General features: G+C 70.8%; 23 protein-coding genes. 9 read left to right on the top strand and 14 right to left on the bottom strand.

Going from position 1 to position 23,851, the window contains the following annotated elements; genetic code table 11:
• Nucleotides 1-93: 93 nt before the first annotated feature.
• Nucleotides 94-3,111 carry an RICIN domain-containing protein gene (locus tag ASC98_RS32210; RefSeq protein WP_082541917.1) on the top strand — a complete coding sequence of 1,006 codons (3,018 nt, stop codon included), beginning with the start codon at nt 94-96 and terminating at the stop codon, nt 3,109-3,111.
• A 93-nt stretch (nt 3,112-3,204) separates the two neighbouring features.
• Nucleotides 3,205-3,825 carry a glutathione S-transferase family protein gene (locus tag ASC98_RS28215; RefSeq protein WP_056813721.1) on the top strand — a complete coding sequence of 207 codons (621 nt, stop codon included), beginning with the start codon at nt 3,205-3,207 and terminating at the stop codon, nt 3,823-3,825.
• Nucleotides 3,826-3,994: 169 nt separating this feature from the next.
• Here the strand turns inward: ASC98_RS28215 and ASC98_RS28210 are convergent, their stop codons facing one another.
• Entirely contained in the window at nt 3,995-4,696 is a 702-nt protein-coding gene (locus tag ASC98_RS28210) for a transcriptional regulator (protein WP_235581421.1), read from the bottom strand.
• 195 nt (nt 4,697-4,891) lie between these two features.
• On the opposite strand from ASC98_RS28210, the gene ASC98_RS28205 reads away from it, so the two are divergent.
• On the top strand, nt 4,892-5,266 hold the full coding sequence (locus tag ASC98_RS28205) for a hypothetical protein (RefSeq protein ID WP_056813718.1): 375 nt from the start codon (nt 4,892-4,894) through the stop codon (nt 5,264-5,266).
• A gap of 14 nt (nt 5,267-5,280) precedes the next feature.
• Here the strand turns inward: ASC98_RS28205 and ASC98_RS28200 are convergent, their stop codons facing one another.
• From ASC98_RS28200 to ASC98_RS28190, 3 genes are all read right to left on the bottom strand, one after another.
• On the bottom strand, nt 5,281-5,688 hold the full coding sequence (locus ASC98_RS28200) for a hypothetical protein (RefSeq protein WP_056813711.1): 408 nt from the start codon (nt 5,686-5,688) through the stop codon (nt 5,281-5,283).
• Nucleotides 5,689-5,726: 38 nt separating this feature from the next.
• On the bottom strand, nt 5,727-6,341 hold the full coding sequence (locus ASC98_RS28195) for a phosphatase PAP2 family protein (protein WP_235581420.1): 615 nt from the start codon (nt 6,339-6,341) through the stop codon (nt 5,727-5,729).
• A gap of 82 nt (nt 6,342-6,423) precedes the next feature.
• Entirely contained in the window at nt 6,424-7,350 is a 927-nt protein-coding gene (locus ASC98_RS28190) for a LysR family transcriptional regulator (protein WP_056813707.1), read from the bottom strand.
• 71 nt (nt 7,351-7,421) lie between these two features.
• Between ASC98_RS28190 and ASC98_RS28185 the strand changes: the two genes are divergently transcribed.
• A complete protein-coding gene (locus ASC98_RS28185) occupies nt 7,422-8,498 on the top strand; it encodes an SDR family oxidoreductase (protein ID WP_369820446.1) in 1,077 nt (358 codons plus the stop codon).
• Here the strand turns inward: ASC98_RS28185 and ASC98_RS30935 are convergent.
• The 3 genes from ASC98_RS30935 to ASC98_RS28170 all read right to left on the bottom strand — a co-directional run bounded on the left by ASC98_RS30935 (nt 8,441) and on the right by ASC98_RS28170 (nt 13,003).
• Nucleotides 8,441-9,772 carry a triacylglycerol lipase gene (locus ASC98_RS30935; RefSeq protein ID WP_056813704.1) on the bottom strand — a complete coding sequence of 444 codons (1,332 nt, stop codon included), beginning with the start codon at nt 9,770-9,772 and terminating at the stop codon, nt 8,441-8,443. The two genes, ASC98_RS28185 and ASC98_RS30935, sit on opposite strands and share 58 nt — an antisense overlap.
• Nucleotides 9,769-12,153, bottom strand: a complete 2,385-nt coding sequence (locus tag ASC98_RS31220) for a hypothetical protein (protein WP_056813700.1) — start codon at nt 12,151-12,153, stop codon at nt 9,769-9,771. The genes ASC98_RS30935 and ASC98_RS31220 overlap by 4 nt, the downstream gene beginning before the upstream one ends.
• A 67-nt stretch (nt 12,154-12,220) precedes the next feature.
• Nucleotides 12,221-13,003, bottom strand: coding sequence for a hypothetical protein (locus ASC98_RS28170; protein WP_157597927.1), 783 nt, complete (start codon nt 13,001-13,003; stop codon nt 12,221-12,223).
• Nucleotides 13,004-13,209: 206 nt separating this feature from the next.
• Between ASC98_RS28170 and ASC98_RS28165 the strand changes: the two genes are divergently transcribed.
• Nucleotides 13,210-13,479 carry a ParD-like family protein gene (locus tag ASC98_RS28165; RefSeq protein WP_056813685.1) on the top strand — a complete coding sequence of 90 codons (270 nt, stop codon included), beginning with the start codon at nt 13,210-13,212 and terminating at the stop codon, nt 13,477-13,479.
• The gene (map, locus tag ASC98_RS28160) at nt 13,476-14,279 is read left to right on the top strand and encodes a type I methionyl aminopeptidase (protein WP_056813682.1); all 804 of its coding nucleotides are present in this window, start codon (nt 13,476-13,478) and stop codon (nt 14,277-14,279) included. The genes ASC98_RS28165 and map overlap by 4 nt, the downstream gene beginning before the upstream one ends.
• 130 nt (nt 14,280-14,409) lie before the next feature.
• Here the strand turns inward: map and ASC98_RS28155 are convergent, their stop codons facing one another.
• The 4 genes from ASC98_RS28155 to ASC98_RS28140 all read right to left on the bottom strand — a co-directional run bounded on the left by ASC98_RS28155 (nt 14,410) and on the right by ASC98_RS28140 (nt 17,759).
• Nucleotides 14,410-15,147 (bottom strand): GNAT family N-acetyltransferase, encoded by a 738-nt coding sequence (locus tag ASC98_RS28155; RefSeq protein WP_369820445.1) that lies wholly within the window; start codon nt 15,145-15,147, stop codon nt 14,410-14,412.
• On the bottom strand, nt 15,134-15,505 hold the full coding sequence (locus ASC98_RS30930) for a hypothetical protein (protein ID WP_157597926.1): 372 nt from the start codon (nt 15,503-15,505) through the stop codon (nt 15,134-15,136). Before ASC98_RS30930 ends, ASC98_RS28155 begins: the two co-directional genes overlap by 14 nt.
• Nucleotides 15,506-15,588: 83 nt before the next feature.
• Complete coding sequence (locus ASC98_RS28145) at nt 15,589-17,361, bottom strand: ATP-binding protein (protein WP_056813677.1); 1,773 nt, start codon at nt 17,359-17,361, stop codon at nt 15,589-15,591.
• A gap of 2 nt (nt 17,362-17,363) precedes the next feature.
• Nucleotides 17,364-17,759, bottom strand: coding sequence for a polyhydroxyalkanoate granule-associated phasin (locus ASC98_RS28140; protein ID WP_056813675.1), 396 nt, complete (start codon nt 17,757-17,759; stop codon nt 17,364-17,366).
• 173 nt (nt 17,760-17,932) lie between these two features.
• On the opposite strand from ASC98_RS28140, the gene ASC98_RS28135 reads away from it, so the two are divergent.
• Nucleotides 17,933-18,901, top strand: a complete 969-nt coding sequence (locus ASC98_RS28135; RefSeq protein ID WP_235581419.1) for a hypothetical protein — start codon at nt 17,933-17,935, stop codon at nt 18,899-18,901.
• Between the two features lie 127 nt (nt 18,902-19,028).
• Nucleotides 19,029-20,099, top strand: a complete 1,071-nt coding sequence (locus tag ASC98_RS28130) for a flavodoxin family protein (protein WP_056820601.1) — start codon at nt 19,029-19,031, stop codon at nt 20,097-20,099.
• An 18-nt stretch (nt 20,100-20,117) separates the two neighbouring features.
• Here the strand turns inward: ASC98_RS28130 and ASC98_RS28125 are convergent, their stop codons facing one another.
• From ASC98_RS28125 to ASC98_RS28115, 3 genes are read right to left on the bottom strand one after another with little or no spacing between them, the layout of a single operon-like run.
• The gene (locus tag ASC98_RS28125) at nt 20,118-22,472 is read right to left on the bottom strand and encodes a catalase (RefSeq protein ID WP_056813670.1); all 2,355 of its coding nucleotides are present in this window, start codon (nt 22,470-22,472) and stop codon (nt 20,118-20,120) included.
• Between the two features lie 17 nt (nt 22,473-22,489).
• The gene (locus tag ASC98_RS28120) at nt 22,490-22,831 is read right to left on the bottom strand and encodes a four-helix bundle copper-binding protein (protein WP_056813826.1); all 342 of its coding nucleotides are present in this window, start codon (nt 22,829-22,831) and stop codon (nt 22,490-22,492) included.
• A 13-nt stretch (nt 22,832-22,844) separates the two neighbouring features.
• Nucleotides 22,845-23,066 (bottom strand): hypothetical protein, encoded by a 222-nt coding sequence (locus ASC98_RS28115; protein ID WP_056813667.1) that lies wholly within the window; start codon nt 23,064-23,066, stop codon nt 22,845-22,847.
• Nucleotides 23,067-23,278: 212 nt separating this feature from the next.
• Here ASC98_RS28115 and ASC98_RS28110 point away from each other — a divergent pair, with 212 nt between their 5' ends.
• Nucleotides 23,279-23,812: a hemerythrin domain-containing protein gene (locus ASC98_RS28110; RefSeq protein ID WP_056813663.1), complete on the top strand. Its 534-nt coding sequence runs from the start codon at nt 23,279-23,281 to the stop codon at nt 23,810-23,812.
• The last annotated feature ends 39 nt before the right edge of the window (nt 23,813-23,851 follow it).

The raw sequence follows: 23,851 nt of genomic DNA, 5'->3' as shown, positions 1-23,851 counted from the left end.
TTCGAACCGGGCCGGCCTCCTACCATCCGGCGGACTTCAGCCTCGGCGCCCCCTGAGCCCCGAGCCCGCGAAGCCCCACAAGGAGAACGACCCATGTTTCCGTTTCGAAGCAGCAAGCTCTGCCTGGCGTTGATCGTCGGCGCCGGCTTCACGCAGCTCGGCCACGCCGCCGACCTGGCCGCCGGCCGCTACACCGTCCGCTCGTCGTTCAGCGGCCTGTGCCTGGCGGTCGACGGCGCATCGACCGCCGAAGGCGCGAACGTCGTGCAATGGACCTGCGACAACGCGGCCGCGCGCCAGTTCGACCTGCAGCGCGACGCCCAGGGCTACTACCGGCTGGTGAACGTGAACAGCGGCAAGGTCGTCGACGTGCAGGACATCTCGACCGCCAACGGCGCCAACGTGCACCAGTGGACCTGGCTGAACGGCGACAACCAGCGCGTCGCGCTGCAGGACCTGGGCGGCGGCAAGTACTACGTGCGCTTCAAGCACAGCAACAAGTGCATGGACGTCGGCAACGCGAGCCGCTCGCCGGGCGGCGCCATCGGCCAGTGGGAGTGCAACGACGGCGAGTCCGAGAAGTGGAGTTTCGTGCCGGTGGCCGGCGCGCCCGCTCCGGCGCCAGCGCCCGCCCCGGCACCGACGCCGGCCCCCGCGCCGTCGTCGCGCTACAGCGTGCGTTCCAACTTCAGCGGCCTGTGCCTGGCCGTCGCCGGCGACTCGACCGTCAGCGGCGCCGACATCGTGCAGATGGCCTGCAACAGCTCGCTCGGCCGGCTGTTCGACCTGGTGCGCGACACCGAGGGCTACTACCACCTGACCAATGCCAACAGCGGCAAGGTCATCGACGTGCAGGACGTGTCGACCGCCGACGGCGCGAACGTGCACCAGTGGCAGTACGGCGGCGGCGACAACCAGCGCTTCGCGCTCGACAACCTGGGCGGCGGGCTGGTGAACGTGCGCTTCAAGCACAGCAGCAAGTGCCTGGACGTCGGCAACTTCAGCAAGGCCGAAGGCGGCCACATCGGGCAGTGGAGCTGCAACGGCGGCGAGACCGAGAAGTGGACGCTGGTCGCGGCCGCGCCGGCGCCTTCGCCTGCCCCGGCACCGGCGCCCGCGCCAGCGCCCGCTCCGGCGCCCGCCCCCACGCCGGCACCGGCTCCCGCACCAGCGCCTGCGCCGGCCCCTGCGCCCGCACCGAGCCCCGCTCCGGCACCAGCGCCTGCTCCGGCGCCCGCACCCGCGCCCGCCCCGGCACCTGCACCGGCCCCCGCACCGGCTCCCCCCCCCGCGCCGGTCCCCGGCCGTGGTGCCAACGTGCCCTGGGTCGAGTACCAGGCCGAAGACGGAACCACCAACGCGCAGATCCTCGGCCCGAGCCGCCAGAAGTGGGATGCGAACCACATCGAGGCCGAGGCCATCGGTCGCAAGGCGGTGCGGCTCAACAAGACCGGTGACTACGTGTCGTTCAAGACCACGAAGGCCGGCAACGGCGTCGTCGTGCGCTACTCGATCCCCGACGCCCCGGGCGGCGGCGGCATCGACAGCACGCTCGGCCTGTACGTGAACGGCGTGCGCGTGAAGACGCTGCCGCTGACCTCGCGCTACAGCTGGTCGTACCAGGGCGGGCTGATCGGCGATCCGATCGTCGACAAGCCGGCCGGCCAGCCGCACACCTTCTTCGACGAGGTGCGCACGCTGGTCGACACCATCCCGGCTGGCGCGACGGTGATGCTGCGCCGCGATGCGCAGGACACCGCCGCGTTCTACGTGATCGACCTGGTCGACATCGAGCCGGTGCCCGACGCGCTGACGATGCCGGCGGGCTTCACGTCGGTGACGAGCTTCGGCATCCAGCCGAACGACGGCAAGGACCACGCCGACGACGTGCTGCGCGCGATGCGCTCGACCAGCAAGCTGTGGTTCCCGCCGGGCGACTACCTGCTGCAGAAGATCTCCGGCGGCAACGTCGGGCTCGACAACCCGGGCATCGAGGTGCGCGGTGCGGGCATGTGGCACACGAACCTGAAGGGCCCGAAGTCGCTGTTCTTCTGCTACGGCGCCAGCGCGAAATGCGTGTTCGGCGACTTCTCGATCCTCGGCGAATCGAAGGCCCGGGCCGAGGAGTCGGAAGGCGTGCAGAAGGCCTTCGCCGGCCCGATGGGCGCCAACAGCCTGATCGAGAACGTCTGGATCGAGCACGTGGTCGGTGCGATCTGGGTCGGCAACGATCCCCCGTACCAGACGCAGGCGACGCAGAACCTGACGATCCGCAACTGCCGCATCCGCAACACGTACGCCGACGGGATCAACCTCGACAACGGCACGTCGAACTCGGTGGTCGAGAACTGCCACCTGCGCAACACCGGCGACGACGCGCTGGTGGTGTGGTCGATCAAGTGGACCGATTGGGTCAAGGAGAAGACCTACCAGCTGGGCGAGAACTTCATCAGCCCGGAAGGCAAGAACGCGCCCGACCAGGGCCAGGGCGTCAACAACGTGTTCCGCAACAACACGGTGCAGATGCCGTGGCGCGCCAACTGCTTCGCGGCGTATGGCGGTGCGAACAACGTGTTCAAGGACAGCGTCTGCGAAGACGTGCTGACCTACCCGGGCATCCTGATCGACAACGAGTTCAGCCCGTACCCGTTCGGCCCGGCGACGACGACCTTCAGCAACATCTCGCTGATCCGCGCGGGCGGCCCGATGTTCATGGAGAACACCGGCACGCCGTGGCAGCACGGCGCGCTGAAGTTCTACCTGCGCGAAGGCAGCATCAACGACGTGCTGGTGGAGAACCTCGACATCGTCGATCCGACCTACTCCGGCATCGAGTTCCGCGGCTTCGGCACGGCCTTCGTGCCGCCGGGCGAGAAGTTCCACCCGGACCTGCTGCGCGACGCCGACAACGCGAAGTTCAGCAACGTCAGGCTGAAGAACGTCAGGATCACCAACCCCGGCAAGTACGGCATCGAGGTCATCGACAACGGTGGCCGCGGCGCGGTGAACTTCGACGGCGTGGTGGTGACGAACCCGGCGCTCGGCGGGCTGAAGCAGGACACCGCGCCGAGCAGCTTCTTCATCCGCGGGAGTGGCAACTCGGGCTGGTGAGCGGCGGCGCCGTGGGGTTGCTCCCGGCGCTCGCTGCGCGCCTGCAAGGCCTGCCCTAGACTCGCCCCGCATCAACGACTGCCAGGGCCGCGAATGCTGAAGATCTGGGGCAATGCCGATTCGATCAACGTGCAGAAGGTGCTGTGGTGCTGCGAGGAACTCGCGCTGCCCTACGAACGCATCGACGCCGGCCGGCACTACGGCGTCGTCAACACCGCCGAGTTCCGCCGCCTGAACCCGAACGGCCTGGTGCCGACCATCGAGGACGACGGCTTCGTGGTGTGGGAGTCCGGCACCGTGCTGCGCTACCTGGCCGCCAAGCATGCGGCCGGCAGCCTGTGGCCCGACGACGTGGTGGCGCGTGCCGAGGCCGATCGCTGGGTCGACTGGTCGAACTCGACGCTGTGGCCGGCGATGGTGCCGATCTTCCGCGCCTTCCTGCGCACGCCGGAGCACGAGCGCGACGACAACCTGGTCGAAGCCGCGCGACGCGAGACGCTGGAGGCGCTGACCATTCTCGACGCGCAGCTCGAAGGCCGTGCGTTCGTCGGGGGCGATCGCTTCACGATGGGCGACATCGCGCTCGGCTGCGCGGTATGGCGCTGGATGTCGCTGCCGATCGAGCGCGACGAGCTGCCGCAGGTGCAGCGCTGGTTCGACGCGCTGTCGAAGCGGGAGGCGTATCGGAAGGTGGTGATGCTGCCGTTGGTGTGAGTCAGCCCGCGGGGACCGGTGGCATCGCCTTCAACCTGTCGACCAGGGTGTCGCAGGCATTCATCAGTTCGGCGAGCAATCCGTCATCCGCCGTGAAGCTGCCCTCGTACTCGCTTCGGTTGCATCGGGACGCTCCTTGCGCAAGGGCTTGCCAGGACCGGTGAGGTTCTCAAAGGCCGAGCTCATGCTCGCCCCCGATCAGCCAGATCTTGGGCTGCTGCAGCACCCGGGTGATGAAGGCCTCGCCCTGCCCGACACGCTGTCGAAGATCCTCGGGTGTGCAGATCGTCGGATTGACAACACGACCCAGGCGATCGCTGAGGGCGTCCAGGTTTGAAAACAACTCGCCGTAGGTGAGTTCATCGGCGATCACCATCAGGTCGATGTCGCTGCTGGCGGTGTCCTGGCGCTTCGCCACGGAGCCGTAGACGAAGGCGGCCCGGATCTGGTCCGCTTGTGGTGCGAGAGCCGCTCGCAACGGTTCTGCCATGCCCACCGTCTTCCGGGCGATGGCGCACAACTCGGAATGAATCGGCGATGCCGGATTGGCCTGGTAATGCTTCTGGTTGCCGACGATCTCGACCGTCACCAGTTCGCTCTGGGCCAGTCGCGCAAGTTCTCTTTGCACCGCGCCGGAGCCCCCATTCACCCGCGCAATGATTTCGCTGGCGTAGAAGCTGCGCTCGGGCTGGCCGAACAGCAGCCCCAGCACTCGCTGCTGGATGCCGCCGAACAACGCATCTGCAAGACTGAGGCGCGAGGACACAGTGCCTCTCTTCATACCCATAATGGGTTTGACTATACCCATATTGGGCATTTCAATGAAGGAGTGGTCCAAGGTGCGGCGAAGGACTTCCGGGGAGGTTTGCATCAAAGACCTGCGGTGTGGGCGACGGTGCGTCACGAAGTCCGCAGTCTTGAGTCAGACGCATGGCAAAACAACGATGACATTTGCACCCGACGTGCCCCATCCCCAGCTCGGCACCAGTAAAGACTCTTCACCCCGGTGCGACAATCCCGCGACTGCCCCGCCGCCCCCCTTTCCTGCAGCCCTTCCCCACCCGCCGTGTCCGACAACATCACCCTGCTGCGCCGACAGAACGTTCTCACGCTGTTCCAGCGCTTCGCCGAAGAGCAGATGCGCGACGGCGTCGCCCCGAAAGGCATGGAGCAGCTGTTCGCGCAAGCGCTGCAGATCAGCCCGAGCATGTGGAGCCAGATCAAGAGCAGCCGCCCGATCGGGGACAAGCTCGCGCGGCAGATCGAGACGGCGCGTGACCAGGCGGCCGGCTGGCTCGACGAAGCCCATGAACCACACGGGTTGACGCCGGCCGAGCTGCAGTTCCTGCAGCTCGCGCTGAGCGCCTGGCGCGCGACCAACGCCGAGGGGCGCCGGCAGCTGCGACACGCGGTCAGGCAGATCGCCGACGCCAAGGCCTGATCGCCACGCCGCGTTCAGCGGTGCGCCCGGCTCTCCATCAGGCGCTTCAGTGCCTGCAGGTCGCCCGCGACATGCGCGCAGTCCTTCTCGAACTGCGCACTGTCGACTCCGTCGGCACGGAACACCGTGAAGCTCAGCTCGCAGCCGTCGCCGTTGGCCACGGCCCGCATCGGGTTGCTGAACACCGTGCCGTCGGGCAGCGTGACGTCGTGGTCCAGCACGCCGTACGGGTTGTCGGGCGCCATCTCGATCTGCACCCGGCCCATCGGCGAGTCGCCGAACCAGCGCCCGTCCTCCTCGACGATGCCGGCCGCCAGCCCCGAGGCCCACTGCGGCAGCAGCGACGGCTGGCGCGCGAACTCGTAGACGACCTGCCAGGGCACGGCGATCGACGTGGTGACGATGCGAACATCCTGCAACATGGCTCGCTCCCGGGTTGCTGTGAGCCGGGTTCGGGCAATCAGCGTGCCGGCTCGCGCAGCGGCACGGCGGCCACCACCACGCCCAGCACCAGCCCGCCGATCACGTCCACCACGACATGCTGGCGGATCGCGATCGTCGAATAGGCGATGCCGACGCACCAGGCCAGGTTGGCCAGCCGCAGCACGACGGGCACCTCGAGCTCGCGCAGCTGCCGCGCCAGCAGGTGGCAGGTCAGCACCGCGAAGGAGACGTGAAGCGACGGGAACGCATTGCGCGATGCATCGCCCGCGCGCAGGAACTGCAGGCTGCCGTACTGCGTCCAGTCGACGCCGAAGTCCGGCACCGCGCTCGGGTAGAACAGGTAGAACGCGAAGCCGATCGCGCTCATCAGCGCGGCCCGCGCCGTGTAGCGCAGCAGCTCGCCGCCGTCCTTCGAGAACGCCGGCGCGAGCGACACGTAGACCCACAGCGACGCGTACACCGGCAGCAGGCCCTCGCGCAGCGTGAACCAGCGGTCGATCGCGAGCACCGGCATCACGGTCAGCGCGGCCTGCGGCGAGCGCGCGGCCCAGAAATACAGCACGAAGAACAGCGAGATGCCGGCGGTGATGCCCACCAGCTTGGTCGGCCACAGCGCAAGAAGGCGTCGCAACGCGGCACGGGGCCAGGAGGCGGCGGGGGCGGAAAGCACGGTCGAGGTCAAGGTGGCGGATCGGAGGCGGCGCAGGCCTGCATCATCGCGCGGTTTGGCTTGGGGTTCGCTTGGGGTCGATGTAGTCCGTCAGGCCGGCCACCAGCGCGTCGAACGCGACCCGGCAACGCGGGCTGCTGCGCAGGTCCTCGTGCATCGTGACCCAGGTGCCGAGCGGCAGCGCGATCAGCTTCGGCAGCAGCCGCACCAGGTTGGCATCGCGCCGGGCCAGCGGCACCTGGCACATGCCGATGCCCGCACCGGCGCGGATCAGCGCCAGTTGCGCCAGGTTGCTGTCGCTGCGCAGCGTGAAGGTCTCGCGCCGCATGCCGTGCAAGGCCTTCTCGGCCTGGCGCACCCACGCCGACGGCTGGTCGTAGCCGATCGTCGCGTGGCCGGCGAGGTCCTCGGGCCGGCGCGGCGTGCCGCGGCGTTCGAGGTAGTCGCGGTGCGCATGCAGGCCCAGCTCGATGCTGCCGATGTGGCGCGCGATCAGCTGCTCCTGCTTCGGCTGCACCATGCGCACCGCGATGTCGGCCTCGCGGCGCAGCAGGTCCTGCAGCTTGTCGGTCAGCACCAGCTCGATCTTCAGCTGCGGATGCGCCTCGTGCAGCCCGGCCAGCATCGGCGGCAGTACCTCGACGCCGATGATGTCGGCGCAGCTGATGCGCACCGTGCCCTTGACGGCACCATCCCCGCCGCCCTGGCCACCGGCCGCCCGCTCCAGCGCCGCTGCCGTGCTCTGCATCGCCTCGGCATAAGGCTGCAGCGACCGGGCCGCCTCGGTGGGCAGCAGGCCGGTCTGCGAGCGCGTGAACAGCACGACGCCGAGCGCCTGTTCGAGCGCCGCGACATGCCGGCCGACGGTCGGCTGCGTGATGCCGAGCGCGCGCGCCGCACCGGACAGCGAGCCTTCTTCGAGCACGCCTAGGAATGAGCGGTAGAGCTCCCAGCCGATCTTCGATGTCATGCATAAATGTATAGCCGCAGCGCGATGTTCGGCAATTCCATCCGAGCGCCTCCATCTCCAGAATTCAGTCCATGCCCACCACCCACCTGGAGATCGACATGAACAACGGCAACACCCGCAGCGACGACAAGACAGCCCTGGTGCTGGGCGCCACTGGCGGCATCGGCGGCGAGGTCGCCCGCCAGCTGCGCGACGCCGGCTGGACGGTGCGCGCGCTGCAGCGCGGCGCCACCGAGGCCGTGCAGCAACGCGACGGCATCACCTGGCTGCGCGGCGACGCGATGCAGCGTGCCGACGTGATGCGGGCTGCCGAGGGCTGCGCGGTGATCGTGCACGCGGTCAACCCGCCGGGCTACCGCCGCTGGGCCGAGCTGGTGCTGCCGATGGTCGACAACACGATCGCCGCCGCCATCGCGCAGCGCGCGACCATCGTGCTGCCGGGCACGGTCTACAACTTCGGGCCGGATGCGTTCCCGTTGCTGCGGGAAGAGTCGCCGCAGCACCCGCAGACCCGCAAGGGCGCGATCCGCGTGCAGATGGAGGAACGGCTGGCGGCGGCCAGCCGCCAGGGCGCGCGCGTGCTGATCGTGCGGTCCGGCGACTTCTTCGGGCCGAAGCTCGGCAACAGCTGGTTGTCGCAAGGCATGCTGAAGCCGGGCCAGCCGGTGACGGCCATCAGCAACCCGGCCGACGCCGGCGTGGGCCACCAATGGGCCTACCTGCCGGACGTCGCACGCACGATGGTCGAGCTGCTGGGCCGGCGCGACAGCCTGGCGGCATTCGAGCGCTTCCACCTCGGCGGGCACTGGGATGCGACCGGCCGGCAGATCGCCGAGGCGGTGCAGCGCGTGGTCGCGCGCCGCACCGGGCAGACACCGCGCATCACGCGCACGCCGTGGTGGCTGCTGCGCCTGATGGCGCCGTTCGTCGCGACGCTGCGCGAAATGATGGAGATGCGCTATCTGTGGCAGCGGCCGGTGCGGCTGGCCAACGACCGGCTGCTCGCGGTGCTGGGCCGGGAGCCGCACACGCCGCTGGACGAGGCCATCGAGGCCACGCTGGTCGGCTTGGGCTGCCTGGACGCCCGGCGTCAGCCCGCCGGCGACAAGCCAGCGATGAATTTCAACACCGCCGCATCGCGAAAGTAGTTGGTGTGGAAGGTCGTCGCCGTCCTGCCGAGCGACAACACCTCCGGCGAGCCTTGCGCCGGCTCGCCGAAGAAGCTCATCGACCCGGTGTCGACGACCAGGTCGTTGGCGCCGGGGAACACGATGTCGGCACCGAGGGCCGCGAGCTGCAGGCCGGGGCTTCTGAAACGCGTCCAGAACTTCCAGGCCGGCTCGTCGAGGTTGGGCTCGAAGTCGGCCGTCACCACCGCGAACTTCGGCTGCACCAGCCAGCGGTCGCCGAACAGCGCGCGCGTCTCGGCGTTGTCGGTGACGCGCTGCTGGCTCGCGAGGCCCGGCACCAGCGCCACCGCCGCGTCGGCCAGCGGCAGCGCCGCGCCGAGCTGCAGCGTCTTGCCCAGCACCTTGGCGAGCCCGGCCGCGCCGGCGGCCAGCGGGAACACCGTGCTCGCCGCCTGCCCCGCCAGCGACAGCGCGTTCGCGATGTTGGCCAGCATGTCGAGCGCGGCACGCAAGCGGTGCGGCGACGCGAGGCTGGTGCCGCCGAGCGGCGAGCCGACGAACACCACCTGCTGCACCCGCACCGGCGCGAGCCGCAGCAGCCACGAGGCGACCAGCCCGCCGCGGCTGTGGCACACGATGTCGATCGGCCCGTCGATGCCGCGCAGCGCACGCTGCAGGTCGAGCGCGTTCAGCCACGGCGCGACCGACAGCGTCGGGTGGTCGAACGCGAAGATGCGCTCGCCGTAGACCTGCTGCCACTGCGCGAGCAGCGCGACGCCGGCCGGCGTCGCGCCGAGCTGGTCGAACCACATGTCGCTGTTGCTGAAGGTGCCGTGCAGCAGCAGCAGCGTGCGCTGCGCGCCGCCGGGCCGCGGCGCGGGCGCCGGCACCAGCGCGCCGCCGAGCCACTGGCGCAGCCCCTGGTGCGGCGTGAGCCGGGCGTCGAGCGCGACCAGCGACTGCGCCACCCGGTTCGGCCCGATGTCGTCGTACTCGAAGCGCTGCAGCAGGTCGCCGAAGCCGAACCAACCGGCCCGCCGCGACCGGCCGCGCAGCACCTGGGCGGCCGGCGGCTGGTAGTTCCAGCGCAGCACGCCGTCGTCGTCGCGCAGGCTGACGCTCGCGCGCGGATCGGCCATCGACGGCGTGAAGCCGCGGCGCCGCCGCATCGAGATCGGCAGCGCCGCGGCCTGCGCGGGCGCCGGCTCGCTCAGCCCGAGCCGCGCATCGACCGCCGCCCACGGTGCGGCGCTGAACGGCAGCGGATCGCTGGTCATGAGGGCGTCGTTCATGCGCGCTCCCCGAGTGCCAATGCGGCCGGCGCCACGATCGGCAGCGGCGTGACCTGGTGCTCGCGCGCGATCGCGATGTCGAGGATCGAATCGAAATCGCGCGGCTCGCTGAGCGCCTGCACGCCGGCCTCGCGCGCCTCGCGGAAGCCGCAGTGCTCGGTCAGGCGCACGCTCTCCAGCGGCGCCAGCTTGCCGTCGCGGATCAGCCCCCACACCTCGCGGTAGCTGGCCCGGCCGGCCCGCCACGGCCGCGTCTGCGCGCCGGGCGAGCCGGTGCGGTGCTCGTCGCTCAACGGCACCGCATCGCCCGGGTCGATCACCTCGCGGTACGCGAACTGGTAGTCGCGGTGGCGCCAATAGCCCGGCAATGCATGGCCGTCGAGCAGGAACACCACCGGGTGGATGTCGACCAGCTCCAGGCAGGCGGCGAACAGCAGCGTCAGGTCGATGCAGGTGCCCATGCGCGCCGCGCGCACCGCGCTGGGCGTGCGCAGGCGCTGCGAATCCAGCGCGCGGTTGTAGGTGGGCGGCGGGTTGATGTAGCCGAGGTCCCATTCGTGCAGCAGCGCCGACCAGATCGCCTCGACCTGCAGGTCGACGTTCTCGAGGCTGGCCGGGTCGGCGGACGACGACGACTGGTAGCCCTCGAAGCCGGCGCTCGGGTCGTCGCGGATCACCCGCACATAGCGCTGCGCGAGCGTGATCGCGCGCTCGACCGCCGGGTCGCGCGGCAGCACGAACGACGGCAACCAGACGCCGCTGGTGCTGTTGTCCAGCCACTGGTCGACCGGCATCAGCCGCATCGCGTAGGTGTCCTTGTGGATCACCCGGCCGCCGACCACCACCTGCACGAACAGGCTGCTGACGACCGCTTCGGAGACCGAGCGCATCAGCCGCGCGGTCAGCGGCATCTTGATGCGCGCACCGAGGCTGGTGCGCTCCTGCGTCAGCTCGATCTCGGCCTCGTAGCGCGCGCGTTCGATGCCGCAGTTCAGCTCGACCAGCACCTGCGCCCGCGTCGGCGGTTGCGTGACCGCGCCGCGCAGCTCGAAGCGGTGGAACAGCGCGCTGCGCTTCTCGGCGGGGTCGCCCTGGTTGTGCAGTTCGGCGTAGTTGAATTCGGTGCGCGGTTCGACGACGGCGCGCAGCAAGGCCCGCGACACCGACGGCGCACGCGCGGCCGCGGCCGCCGGCCGGGCGAGGTGCGGTGCACTGCGCTGCGCGACCAGCGGCGCCCGTGCCCACAGCGCGATGCCGGTGCCCGGCACCAGGTCGACCTGCGAGCGCGTCGCGGCCCAGGCTTGCTCGAACGCGACCGGCAGGTTCCACGCCTGTGCCGCGAGCTGCGCATACAGCGTCTCGAAGAAGTAGCCGGCCAGCGCGTCGTCGAACGCATCCTGGAAGCCCATCGCGGCCAGCACGCCGGCCGGCAGCAGCTGCGGAGCGACGCGGGCCGCCGAGTTCCACAGGTTCAGCCCGACGAAGAACGGGCGGTGCCGGCCGCCGCCGGTCAGCGCATGCGCCAGCTCGGGCGGCGCCACCATCACCGGCAGGGCGTCGCTGCGCCGCATCAGGCAGCCGTCGACCACCCCCTTGTCGTCGCGCTGCCACTCGGCGGCGCTGCGCCGCTCGTCGCGCAGCGTCACCGCGACATCGGTAGCGGCGCCGTTGGCCAGCTGCGCGATGCCTTCGTGGTTGTCGAAGCCGCAGAAATGCACCACCTCCGGCCGGAACGCCGCGCACAGCGCCGCCAGTTCGGCCAGCGTCGGGTTCGCGGCCACGCGCCAGCGCGGGTCGTCGCCGGACAGCCCGAAGGCGCGGCGCACGCGCTCGGTCTCGTCGGTGGCGTCATAGGCCTGCGCCAGCGCGCCGGGCAGGCTTTGCACGACCAGCACCCGGCCGTCCATGCGGCGCACCGGCAACGGCGGCCGCTCGGCGAGGTCGAGGTGGCGCATCACCGTCAGGCCGTGCCCGCCCGAGGCCGCGGCCCCGCCCGTGCGCCGGTAGCGCCGCGTCGCGCGCGACAGCACGAACTCCCACGGAAAGATGCGTCCCTCCCAGCCGACGCTCTCGGTCTCGAACGGCATCGTCACGACGGCGCGGCCGGCCTGCGCGATCTCGCGCAGCGCCTCGTCGGTCAGCCCGAAGGCGTGCAGCGTCGCGGTGGCATCGGCCTGGTGGCGGTCGGCCACATCGGGCATGTCGCGCCAGCGCTCGCGGCTGCGCAGCACGTAGCTCCAGCGCATCGCCTCGTCGGCGAGCGAGCGGGCGCGCACCGCCGGGTCCGGCACCGTGCCGGGGCCGCCAAGCCGGTAGCGCCGGGTGGCGGTGACGATCTGGATGCGGGTCAGGAAGCCGTCGGCTTCGTTTCGCGGGGGCATGGGGTTCTCCGGGCTCGGGCAGGCCGCGCGGAGTCTATCGGGCCTCGGGCCTGTCGCCCCGTCGGCGTCAGTCGGAGCGGGTGGCGCGGACCACCAGCGCGTCGCTGCGGGTCGCGTTCGGCGCCATCACGTACAGCGAGCGGGTGTCGGCATCGAAGAACGCGATGCCGCTGAACGCCAGCCCGTCGGAGGCGCAGTCGTCACCGCGGAACGCGAGCACGATGCCGTAGGCGTTGGCGTCGCTGCGCGGCGCCAGCGAGCCGTCGATGCGGCAGCCGGTGCCGCTGCCGCTGAGCACGCCTTGCGCGTCGATCGACAGTGTTGCCGTCAGGCTGTCATCGGGCCGCGCCGCCTGCGCGTCGTAGGGGCCGGCCACGTCCTCGAGCGCGGCGGTGCGTGCAAACGCGGGGTTGAAGGTGCTCGTGAAGCCGAGCCCGTCGTCGAACAGGCTGCCGTCGAAGCGCTGCTGCGCGACGGTGGTGGCGCTGAACGGGGTGGCGGCGACCGTGCCGTCGGCGAGCCGGAAGTCGATCGCATCGGTCGACGCGAACGCCCCGTCGACACCGGCGCCGCTGCCTTGCACCAGGCCGGCCACCGAATCGGGCGCGTCCTGTGCGGAATAGAGGATGCTGAAGCTGCCGTCGGCGAAGACCAGGCCGGTCAGCGCGCGGTGGTCGGTGGTGCTGCCGGTCCACCAGCCGGCCGCGACGGTCGGGACCGTCGCGGGGGTCGTGCCACCGCCACTGCCGCCACCCGCGTCGGCCGCCGCGCTGCCGCCGCCACCGCCACCGCAGGCGCCGAGCAGCGCCGCCATCCCCATCGCCATCAGCAGTCTCGAACGACGTCCCATGTGATCCCCTGCGACCGGTGCCGAAAGGCCCGATTGTTCGAGTGCGGCGTCGGGCCGCCCACGGGAGACATGTACTTCTGCGCCTTGCCGTCGCGGCGCAGTCGCCCGAAGTGCGACTTCGGACCACCCCGCAGCCGCCGCCCGCCGGCGTCTGCTAATATACGAACCGTATACGTTTCATACAACACACCTCCAGATCGCACACCATGGGAATCGTCAAGATTTCAGACCAGATGCACGACAACCTGCGCAGCGCAAGCGACGCGCTGAGCCGCTCGATCAATGCGCAGGCCGAGCACTGGATGCGCGTCGGCATGCTGGCCGAGTTGCACCCCGCGCTGAGCTACGGCGACATCTGCCAGCTGATGCTGCGCGCCGCGCAGTCGAACGAGCCGGGGCTGTCGTTCGTGAAGCCGGTGCCGGCGAGACCGGCGGCACCGGTCGCCGCCCGCACGCCGCGCAGGGCCGCCCGATGAACCGCCCCGCCCGCTCCGTGAAGGTCCACCCGGCCGCCGACCTCGCGATGGCGCGCGCCGCCGGGGCGCTGGCCGCCGACGTGCTGCGGATGATCGCGCCGCACGTGAAGGCCGGCATCAGCACCGGCGAGCTCGACCGGCTGTGCCACGATCACATCGTCGAGGTGCAGAAGGCGGTGCCGGCCAACATCGGCTACCACGGCTACACGAAGACGATCTGCGCCTCGGTCAACGAGGTGGTGTGCCACGGCATCCCGTCGGCAGAAGAAGTGCTGCGCGACGGCGACATCGTCAACATCGACGTCGCGGTGATCCGCGACGGCTGGTACGGCGACACCAGCCGCAGCTTCACCGTCGGCGAGGTCTCGCCGCTCGCGCAACGGCTGGTCGACACCACCTACGAGGCGATGCGCGCCGGCATCCTCGCGGTGCGGCCGGGCGCGACGCTCGGCGACGTCGGCCACGCGATCCAGACGGTGGCGCAGCGCGAGGGCTTCACCGTCGTGCGCGAGTACTGCGGCCACGGCATCGGCCGCATCTACCACGACGAGCCGACCGTGGCGCACTACGGCCAGCGCGGCCAGGGCCTGCGGCTGGTCCCGGGCATGGTGTTCACGATCGAGCCGATGCTGAACGCCGGCAAGGCCGGCACGCGCACGCTGGCCGACGGCTGGACGGTGGTCACGCGCGACCGCTCGCTGTCGGCGCAGTGGGAGCACATGGTCGCGGTGACCGCGAGCGGCGTCGAGGTGCTGACGCCGTGGCCGGAAGGCACCGGCGCCTACGCGGCGATTCCTTAGCCGAAACCCCGTTCGGACCGAGCCTGTCGAAGTCCAGCGCGCCACAGCACCAACCCTTCGACAGACGGGCCTTCGACAAGCTCAGTCCCTGCTCAGGGCGAACGGATGAGGCAGCGACGCGCGCTTGAGGTCACGGCACCAGCGAGTGCACCCACGCCGACACCGGGTTGCCGCGGATCATCAGCCGGTTGCGCGCGAGGCATTCGAACTGCGCGCCGAGCTTGCGGGCGACCGCAAGGCTGGCTTCGTTGCCTTCGGCGACGACGATCTCGATGCGCTGGAAACCCAGTGCGCTGAAACCATAGCTGGCCAGCGAACGCGCGGCGCGGGTCGCGATGCCTTGCCCCTGGGCCGACTGGCGGACCCAGTAGCCGAGGTTGCAGACGCGGTGGACCGTGTTGAACTGGTTGAGGCCGGCACCGCCGACCAGCCGGCCGCTGCGCTCGTCGAACAGCCCGAATTCGCAGGCCTGCCCCTGGGCCAGGCTGTCGGCGCAGACATCGACCCAGTCGATCGCGTCGCGCACGCCGTAGCCGGGGTGGCACCAATCCATCCAGCGGCCGATCGTGCCGGTCGATTCGCGGACTGCTTCGGCCATTGCCCGGGCGTCGTCGCGCGTCCAGGGTCGCAGCACCATGCCGTCGAAGCGCAAGGGCTCCGTCGGGTCGCGCGTGTCGATCCGGCGCGATGCGGTGTCGCCCATCTCGAACTGCCACGGCGCAGCGGCCAGTGGCGCGGCTTCGGTGGGGGGCAGGCCGTCGTCGACGACACGCCCACTGAGATTGAAATCGCCGAAGTCGTCGAGGAACGAAGCAGCGGCATCGTCGCGGGGGCGCGCGTCACGGGAGAGGACATCACGAAAGGCCATTGTTCGCATCATCGGTGGGCGCGGTGCGCCGGTCGTCGTCGATCACGGTGTCGGCCCAGGCGCCGGCGGACGTGAAGCCGGAGTGCTGCATCGTCGAAGGCGCCGCGGCGTCCGGATCGTTGCGCAGCGGCGCGCCGCCGATGCGAGACCACAGTCGCTGGAACAAGGGTGCCGCATCCTCGGCACCAGGCTTCCTGGAAGACATCGTTTCCATCCCGGAGGAGCACCGCTGTGCGGCGCGATGCCGGGGGAATGGCAAGAAGCGGTCCATGTCGGCGCGCCGGCGCAGCGCGCGATTTGTCAGCCCTCGCTTGCGGCCGGGCCGCGCCGGCGCTGCGTTTGCGCCGGCCATCGACACGGCGTGCACCTGTCATTCAAAAACTGTCAGGTGCCGATCCTGTCGGACAGCGGACACTTCTTGTTCCAGGGTGCCGCGGATCGTCACTGCGGCAGGCGCGCGCCGTGGTCCAGCACCGCCCGCACCTTGCTCGCCAGCGCCCGCGCGCTGTACGGCTTGGGCAACAGCTCGACGCCGGGGTCGAGCCGGCCGCCGTGCACGATCGCGTTCTGCGCATAGCCCGACGTGAACAGCACCGCAATGCCGGGCAACCGTTCGCGCGCCTTGTCGGCGAGTTCCGGGCTCTTCAGGCGGCCGGGCATCACGACGTCGGTGAACAGCAGGTCGATCGCCGCGTGGTGCGCCACCGCGTCGTCGATCACGACCAGCGCCTGGTCGGCATCGCTCGCCTTCAGCACCCGGTAGCCGAGCTCCTGCAGCATCTCGACGGTGGCGCGGCGCACCGCGGCATCGTCCTCGACCACCAGCACCGTTTCGGCGCCGCCGCTCGCGTCGCCGGTGGCGGCCGGGTGGGGCGCCGCGTCGACCTGGGCCTCGGCGTCGTGCGCGCGCGGCAGGTAGACCTTGACGCTCGTGCCCTGCCCCGGCTCGCTGTAGATCTTCACGTGGCCGCCCGATTGCCGCACGAAGCCGTAGACCATCGACAGCCCGAGCCCGGTGCCGCTGCCGGCCGGCTTGGTCGAGAAGAACGGCTGGAACACCTGCGACAGCACCTGCGGCGTCATGCCGCAGCCGGTGTCGGTGACGGCCAGCATCACGTACTGGCCCGGCTTCACGTCGGGCTGGCCGCGCACGTAGTCGTCGTCCAGGAAGGCATTGCCGACCTCGATCGTCAGCCGGCCGTTGCCGTCCATCGCGTCGCGGGCGTTGATGGCCAGGTTGAGCAGCGCGTTCTCGATCTGCGTCGGGTCGACGAAGGTGTGCCACAGCCCGCCGGACACGATGACCTCGACCTCGACGCCCTCGCCGATCGAGCGGCGCACCAGGTCCTCGAGGCCGGTGATGAAGCGGCCCACGTCGACCACCCGCGGCGCAAGCGCCTGGCGGCGGCCGAACGCCAGCAGCTGGCTCGCCAGCTTGGCGCCGCGGCGCACCGCCTCGGTCGCGCTGTCCAGCCGCTGCATCACCTTCACGTCGTCGCGCGTCAGCCGCGACACCAGGTGCAGGTTGGCCGAGATCACCTGCAGCAGGTTGTTGAAGTCGTGCGCGACGCCGCCGGTCAATTGCCCGACGGCTTCCATCTTCTGCGCCTGCCGCAGCCGCTCTTCCGCCTGGTGGCGCTCGGTGATGTCGATCGCCTCCGGCACGATCGCGACCACCGCGCCGTCGCGGTCGTGCACCGGCCGCACCGCGAAATCGAACTGCCGCCAGCCGGCCGGCAGCAGCAGGCGCATCTCCTGGCGCCGGCTGTGGCCCTGGGCTGCGGCCTGCACCGCCAGCCGCACCGTCTCGGGCATGCCCGGCGTGCGCGCGAACCACGGCGAATCCCAGAACGGCCGGCCGACCACCTGCTCGAGCGTGGCACCGATGCCGCGCAGCGAGGTCTCGTTGGTGTCGAGCAGGCTGCCGTCGAGCGCCAGCAGGCCCTGGTACTGGAAGCTGGTCGAGAAGATGGTGCGCATGCGCGCCTCGCTGGCCTGCAGCGCTTCGGTGCGCGCGGCGACGCGGGCCTCGAGCCGCGCCTGCAACTCGGCATGCCGCGCTTCGGCATCGGCCAGCCGCTGGGCGGTGCGTCGTCGCTCGGCCAGTTCGTTGCGGTGCAGCCGCCGGCTGCAATGCAGCGACCAGCCGAGCCAGACCGCGCCCGGCAGCAGCGCGCCGAGCATCAACGACAGCGCGATCGGCAACGCGTCCATCGTCAGCGCAGGCGGGTGCGAGACAGGCGTTTCGCGTTGGCGACCGCGGTGCGGTGCACCGGCGCGAGGCCATGGCCGATCACGCCGAGCGCGGCCGATTGCAGCTGCGTGCCGATCGCCTGCGCCGACGGCGGCCCCCACGGCGACAGGCAGGCGCGCCACCAGAACAACGCGAAGGCCTGCTGCGCGCGCCAGGCCTGCGTCGCCATCGCGGCCCACGACTGCTGGAACGCGGCGGTCTTCTCGGCACTCATGCGCGTGAACTCGCGCCGGTCGCGTTCGGACGGCGCCGCACCGGCGAGGGCCATGCGGGCGATGCGGTGTGCCATCACCTGCGGCACGGCAAAGGCGAGTTCGGCACTGCGTTGCGCAAGCGCGATGTGTTGGCGTTTCGACATGACGGACTCCTGGGTTGCAGCCACTGTAATTGCCGTGCTGCCGTGCAGCAGCGGGTCGCGCCGTATTCCTACAGCGCGTGCCATCGCAGTCCGACGCGCGCTGGCCTGCGGCGCGCCGACCATCGATGCATCGCGGCCACCGCCCGGCCGCCCGCCCACAGGAGACACCCACCATGGCCTACCAGGACGTTGCAAGCGTCGGCATCCAAGACGGCCTGTCCGGCCGCCGCGCCGTTCCCTCCATCGCACCCGCCGCCGTGCCGGTCGCCGCCGACAACGGCCGCAGCGCGGTGTCGTGGGGCGCGGTGCTGGCCGGCGCCGCAGGCGCGGCCGCGCTGTCGCTGATCCTGATGATCCTCGGCGTCGGGCTCGGCCTGTCGGCGCTGTCGCCGTGGGCACGCGACGGCGTGAGCGCAACGACCTTCGGCGTCGGCACGATCCTGTGGGTCACGCTGACGCAGGTCGCCGCATCGGGCATGGGCGGCTACCTCGCCGGCCGGCTGCGCACGCGCTGGGCGGACACCGCCGTCGACGAGGTCTACTTCCGCGACACGGCGCACGGCTTCCTGGCCTGGGCGGTCGCGTCGCTGGCCACCGCGGCGATGCTGGGCAGCGCGATCGGCGGCATCGTCGGCACCGGCGTGCGGGCCGGCGGGACCGTGGCCGCGGCAGGCGTGGCCGCCGGCGTGACCGGTGCCGCGGGTGCCGCCTCGGCGGTGTCGGGCAACAGCGCCGCCGACGCGATGAGCTACCACGCCGATGCGTTGTTCCGCCGGGATCCGGCGGCCGCGGCGGCCACCGCGCCCACCACGAGCGATGCCCCGCCGCTGGCCGAGGTCGCACGCATCTTCGCGGCCAGCGGCCGCGCCGCGACGCTGCCGCCCGACGACATGCGCTACCTCGGCCAGCTGGTCGCGCAGCGCACCGGCCTGTCGCAGGCCGACGCCGAGCGGCGCGTCACCGACACCTGGAACCGCCTGCAGACCGCGCTGAACGATGCCCAGGGGCGTGCGCGCGACGCGGCCGACACCGCACGCAAGGCCTCGACGTATGCCTCGCTGTGGCTGTTCATCTCGCTGCTGGCCGGTGCCTTCGTCGCGAGCCTGTGCGCGACCTGGGGCGGCAGCCAGCGCGATCTGTGAGTCCCACCGAACAGCCCACCACCGGAGACACCTGATGCGATCCCTTCTCCTGTTCTTCCTCGGCGTGCCGATCCCGATCATCATCCTGATCGCGCTGTTCTTCCATTGACGCCGACGGCCCGCCGCGATGCCCGAGATCCGCACCGGCCAGGCCGACACGCCGCTGACGCGTGACGAGTTCCACCGGCGCTTCCAGGAGCGCTGGTTCGACCCGGCCTACGACGCCGAACGCGATGCGATCGCGCGGCTCGAGGAGATCGCCTGGAAGGCGGTCGACGAGGGCCGCAAGGCGCCGGTCACCCGCGCGGCCGGCCCCGGCTTCGCGGACCCGGGCTACGAGGTCGCGGTGCAATGGCTGGACACCCGCCAGCGCCTGAAGGCCGCGCAGGCGAACTGGGCCAGGCCCGGCACGCGCTCGCGCGTGCTGGTGGTGTGTGGCAGCGCGCGCAACGACGGCACCTGCCCCGGCGAGGTGTCGAAGACCTGGCGGCTGAGCGGCCTGGTGCGCGAGGAAATCGAGCAGGCCGGCCTCGATGGCGACCTGCTCGACCTGAGCCTCGTCACGTCGGAATACGGCCGCCGCATCCACCCATGCAAGGGCTGCGTCGGCACCGCGATGCCGCTGTGCCACTGGCCGTGCAGCTGCTACCCGAACCATGCGCTCGACCAGGCCAGCGACTGGATGGCCGAGATCTACGAGCGCTGGGTCAGCGCGCACGGCATCGTGATCGTCGCGCCCACCTACTGGTACCAGTCGCCGAGTCCGTTGAAGCTGATGATCGACCGGCTGGTCTGTGCCGACGGCGGCAACCCGGACCCGACCAGCACGCACGGCAAGAAGGTCGCCGAGGCGAAGGCGATCGAGGAGAAAGGCTGGGACTTCCCGAAGCACCTCGCCGGCCGCGTCTACGGGCTGGTGGTGCACGGCGACGTGGCCGGCATCGAGCAGCAGCGGCATGCGCTGGCCGACTGGCTCGACTGGATGGGCCTGGTCGATGCCGGCGACGGCGCACGGCTCGCCCGCTACCTCGGCTACTACGAGCCGTACTTCAACAGCCACGAGGCGCTGGATGCCGACACGGCGTTCCAGCAGGAGACGCGCAACGTCGCGCGGGCCGTGGTGTCGGCCGTCGCGCAATTGCGCAGCGGGACGCTCACGCACCCGGATGCCGGGCTGGAGCCGCCGCGTCCGAAGTAGCGGGGCTCCGGGCCGGCCTCAGACCCGCGGCGGATCTCCCTCGCGCTGCGGGTGCCGGTGCTTCGCCACTGCGGCGATGAAGGCCTGGATCGTCTTGTCGTCGGCGTTGCCGAACAGCACGCCCGGGTCCGGCGACCCATCGCCCAGCGTCGTCGGCACACCGGCCTTCTCGATCAATGCGCGACCGGCGCCCAACGCCAGCAGCGTCTTGCCGTGCCGCCACGTCAGCGTCGCGTACTCCAGCGCCTGCCCGAGCCCGAGCAGCACGTCGACGCCCTTCGCCCCATCGGGCAGCACGACCGCGTCGAACAGCACCGGCGGCGAGTTCTCCATCGACCCGGTCGCGACCAGCGGCTCGCCATCGGCCGTCGTCACCGCGCCGATGCGCGGCGCGACCACCGTTGCCACCGCCCCGGCCTTCAACAGCGCCGCCATCAGCTTCGCGATCGGCTTGCCGGCCACGCCATGCGCGGCAAGCAACGCGATGCGGCGCGTGCGGATGCTGCCGTCGCCCGGCCGCGCCTTCAGCGACAGCGGCGGTGACACCGTGACCTCCGGCTTCGCCGGCTTCGGCAGCGCGCGCGGCAACGGCGGCGGCAGCGGCATGCCGAGACCGTCGGCGACCGCCTTCGCCAGCGGCTTCGACACGTTCAGCAGCGACGCCACCATGCGCTCGCGCACCGCCGCCACCATCACCTTGCTCAGCTCGAAGCGGAAGGCGCCGGCGATGTGCGCCTGCTCGACCGGCGTCTGGCTGTCGTAGAACAGCGTGGCCTGCGTGTAGTGGTCGGCGAACTTCTCCGGCTTGCCGCGCAGCTTCTCGCCGTTGACCGGCTGCGGGAACGACACGAAGCCCGCGCTGCCGGCCTGGAACGGGCAGCCGCCGCCGAGCGAGTTCGGCTCGTACGCGACCCGGCCGCGGTTCACCGTCTGCCGGTGCAGCCCGTCGCGCTGGTTGTTGTGCACCGGCGCGAGCGGCGCGTTGATCGGGATCTCGTGGAAGTTCGGCCCGCCCAGCCGCGAGATCTGCGTGTCGACATACGAATGGATGCGCCCGGCCAGCAGCGGGTCGTTGCTGAAGTCGATGCCCGGCACCACGTGCGCGACGCAGAACGCGACCTGCTCGGTCTCGGCGAAGAAGTTGTCCGGGTTGCGGTTCAGCACCATGCGGCCGACCGGCTGCAGCGGCACCAGCTCTTCCGGGATGAGCTTGGTCGCGTCGAGCACGTCGAAGCTGAAGGCCTCGGCCTGCGCCTCGCTGAACACCTGCACGCCCAGTTCCCACTCGGGGTACTCGCCCGATTCGATCGCTTCCCACAGGTCGCGCCGGTGATAGTCCGCATCGGCGCCGGCGATCTTCACCGCCTCGTCCCACACCAGCGAGTGCGTGCCGAGCAGCGGCTTCCAGTGGAACTTGACGAAGCTGCTCTCGCCGCGCGCGTTGACGAAGCGGTAGGTGTGCACGCCGAAGCCCTGCATCATCCGGTAGCTGCGCGGGATCGCGCGGTCGGACATCGCCCACATCAGCATGTGGGTCGACTCCGGCATCAGCGACACGAAATCCCAGAAGGTGTCGTGCGCCGACGCCGCCTGCGGCATGCCGTGGTGCGGCTCCGGCTTGACCGCGTGCACGAGGTCGGGGAACTTCATCGCGTCCTGGATGAAGAACACCGGGATGTTGTTGCCGACCAGGTCCCAGTTGCCTTCGTCGGTGTAGAACTTGACCGCGAAGCCGCGCACGTCGCGCGCGGTGTCGATCGAGCCGCGCTCGCCGGCCACGGTCGAGAAGCGCACGAACACCGGCGTGCGCTTGCCGGCATCGGCGAACGGCGCGGCGCGCGTCAACTGGGTCAGTGGCTTGTAGCACTCGAAGAAGCCGTGTGCCGCCGAGCCGCGCGCATGCACGATGCGCTCCGGGATGCGCTCGTGGTCGAAGTGCGTGATCTTCTCGCGCAGGATGAAGTCTTCGAGCAGCGCCGGCCCGCGCAGCCCCGCCTTCAGCGAGTTCTGGTTGTCGCCGACCGCGACGCCCTGATTGGTCGTCAGCACTTCGCCGCCGGCGTCGGCGCGCACCCGCTGCAACGAGCCGAACCCGTCGTGCGACGGCGTGTCCTCGCCGCCCTCGCCGGTCTTGCCGGTGTCGTTGACCTCGCTCAACGTGCCGGCGCCGGTCGACACCGATGCGAGCGGGCTGCGCTGCCCGACCGGCGGCGCGACCGCGTTGTCGCGCCCGATCTCGTTCGGCTTGTTGGCATTGAACGGGATCGCCGCGGCCAGCGCCTGCACCTCGACGGCCTGGCGTTCCTGGCCGGCCGGGCTCGGCGGGATCGGGCGGCGCTTGCCGGCGGAGGTCTTCGGGGGTGTCTTGGGCATGGGTGCTCGCAGAAAAGTCAGAGATGGCCGCGGCCCGCGAGGGCTTCGCAGGCCTGGGCGCAGGCGCGGCAGGCCTGCGCACAGGCCTGGCAGTGGTCCATCGGGTGCTTGCCGCATTCGTCGCCGCACACGCGGCACAGGTGCGCGCTCAGCTCGCAGGCATCGCCGAGGTGGCTGCTGTCGCGCGCGAGGTAGGCGGCGGTCAGCCGGCAGGCGTCGGCGCAGTCCAGGTCGAGCGCAATGCAGCGCCGCATCGACGCCGGGTCGGGCTCGCCGAGGCAGGCGACCGCGCATTGCAGGCAGGCGGTGGCGCAGGCCTGGCAGGCCGCCAGGCAGGCTTCGAGGGTCTGGTCCTTCATGGTCGTCATCCCCTCAGGGCAGCTTGCGCGGCTTGCCGGATTGCAGGTCGGGCGGCGCCGGCTTGTGCAGGCTCGCCTTGCCGGCCTCGGCCGACGGCAGTTCCGCCGGCGTCTTGCCGTCCGGGTTGGTCGCGGGCTTCGGGCCGGCCTTGCTGTCCGGGCTGCCGGCGTCGTGGATGCTGCGCGCCTTGGTGCCGGACGACGCGCTGTCCGGGGTGTTCGTGGACTTGCTCATGTCGATCTCCTGCGACGCATCGCAGGCTCACCGCGGTGTGCGGTGCAGGGCCCGCGCTGCGTGGTCGCACGGCAATCGGCGTACCCGGCGGGCGCGAGCGAAAGGGGGTGAGCACATCGCACCTCGACACGCGCCCTTCTCCTACAGCGAATGCTTCTGGAGTGCGTAGATTGAAAGCGTTCATTCCCTCCAGCCCACGCCAAGGAGTTCCCATGCCGACCAACCACACTGCCTCCCACGCCTCCACCCGCTCGCACACCGCCACGCGCACCCGCAAGGCGCCGCCGGCCGACGCGCTCAAGCTGCTGCGCGCCGACCACACCGAGGTCAAGAAGCTGTTCCGCGAGTACGACAAGCTCGCGAAGGCCGAGGCCCCGGCCGATGAACGCGAAGCCCTCGCGCTCGACATCTGCAACAAGCTGACAGTGCATGCGCAGATCGAGGAGGAGATCTTCTACCCGGCCTGCCGCGACCTGCTGCAGGACAAGGACGACCTGCTCGATGAAGCGACCGTCGAACACGCGAGTGCGAAGGACCTGATCGCCCAGCTGCAGTCGAGCTCGCCGGACGACGACATGTACGACGCGAAGGTCAAGGTGCTCGGCGAGTACATCGACCACCACGTGAAGGAAGAGCAGAACGAGCTGTTCCCGAAGGTGCGCCCGAAGCTGGACCGCAAGGAACTCGGCGAGCAGTTGCAGGCCCGCAAGCAGGAACTGCTGGCGCGCATCGACGTCACGCACTGACGGCCCCGGGACGCAGCGCACGACCCACCCCACGACGCC

Origin of the sequence: Rhizobacter sp. Root1238 (genome assembly GCF_001425825.1) — a bacterium.
Classification (GTDB): Bacteria; Pseudomonadota; Gammaproteobacteria; order Burkholderiales; family Burkholderiaceae_C; genus Rhizobacter.
Note: the sequence above shows the minus strand (reverse complement) of the source record. Positions and strands in the feature narration are given on the sequence as shown.

What these genes read in the sequence shown, in the direction of transcription:
- ASC98_RS32210 (WP_082541917.1), top strand. Translation starts at nt 94, where the DNA reads ATGTTTCCGTTTCGAAGCAGCAAGCTCTGCCTGGCGTTGATCGTCGGC.
- ASC98_RS28215 (WP_056813721.1), top strand. Translation starts at nt 3,205, where the DNA reads ATGCTGAAGATCTGGGGCAATGCCGATTCGATCAACGTGCAGAAGGTG.
- ASC98_RS28210 (WP_235581421.1), bottom strand. Translation starts at nt 4,696, where the DNA reads ATGCAAACCTCCCCGGAAGTCCTTCGCCGCACCTTGGACCACTCCTTC.
- ASC98_RS28200 (WP_056813711.1), bottom strand. Translation starts at nt 5,688, where the DNA reads ATGTTGCAGGATGTTCGCATCGTCACCACGTCGATCGCCGTGCCCTGG.
- ASC98_RS28190 (WP_056813707.1), bottom strand. Translation starts at nt 7,350, where the DNA reads ATGACATCGAAGATCGGCTGGGAGCTCTACCGCTCATTCCTAGGCGTG.
- ASC98_RS28185 (WP_369820446.1), top strand. Translation starts at nt 7,422, where the DNA reads ATGCCCACCACCCACCTGGAGATCGACATGAACAACGGCAACACCCGC.
- ASC98_RS30935 (WP_056813704.1), bottom strand. Translation starts at nt 9,772, where the DNA reads ATGAACGACGCCCTCATGACCAGCGATCCGCTGCCGTTCAGCGCCGCA.
- ASC98_RS31220 (WP_056813700.1), bottom strand. Translation starts at nt 12,153, where the DNA reads ATGCCCCCGCGAAACGAAGCCGACGGCTTCCTGACCCGCATCCAGATC.
- ASC98_RS28170 (WP_157597927.1), bottom strand. Translation starts at nt 13,003, where the DNA reads ATGGGACGTCGTTCGAGACTGCTGATGGCGATGGGGATGGCGGCGCTG.
- ASC98_RS28165 (WP_056813685.1), top strand. Translation starts at nt 13,210, where the DNA reads ATGGGAATCGTCAAGATTTCAGACCAGATGCACGACAACCTGCGCAGC.
- map (WP_056813682.1), top strand. Translation starts at nt 13,476, where the DNA reads ATGAACCGCCCCGCCCGCTCCGTGAAGGTCCACCCGGCCGCCGACCTC.
- ASC98_RS28155 (WP_369820445.1), bottom strand. Translation starts at nt 15,147, where the DNA reads ATGGCCTTTCGTGATGTCCTCTCCCGTGACGCGCGCCCCCGCGACGAT.
- ASC98_RS28145 (WP_056813677.1), bottom strand. Translation starts at nt 17,361, where the DNA reads ATGGACGCGTTGCCGATCGCGCTGTCGTTGATGCTCGGCGCGCTGCTG.
- ASC98_RS28140 (WP_056813675.1), bottom strand. Translation starts at nt 17,759, where the DNA reads ATGTCGAAACGCCAACACATCGCGCTTGCGCAACGCAGTGCCGAACTC.
- ASC98_RS28135 (WP_235581419.1), top strand. Translation starts at nt 17,933, where the DNA reads ATGGCCTACCAGGACGTTGCAAGCGTCGGCATCCAAGACGGCCTGTCC.
- ASC98_RS28130 (WP_056820601.1), top strand. Translation starts at nt 19,029, where the DNA reads ATGCCCGAGATCCGCACCGGCCAGGCCGACACGCCGCTGACGCGTGAC.
- ASC98_RS28125 (WP_056813670.1), bottom strand. Translation starts at nt 22,472, where the DNA reads ATGCCCAAGACACCCCCGAAGACCTCCGCCGGCAAGCGCCGCCCGATC.
- ASC98_RS28120 (WP_056813826.1), bottom strand. Translation starts at nt 22,831, where the DNA reads ATGAAGGACCAGACCCTCGAAGCCTGCCTGGCGGCCTGCCAGGCCTGC.
- ASC98_RS28115 (WP_056813667.1), bottom strand. Translation starts at nt 23,066, where the DNA reads ATGAGCAAGTCCACGAACACCCCGGACAGCGCGTCGTCCGGCACCAAG.
- ASC98_RS28110 (WP_056813663.1), top strand. Translation starts at nt 23,279, where the DNA reads ATGCCGACCAACCACACTGCCTCCCACGCCTCCACCCGCTCGCACACC.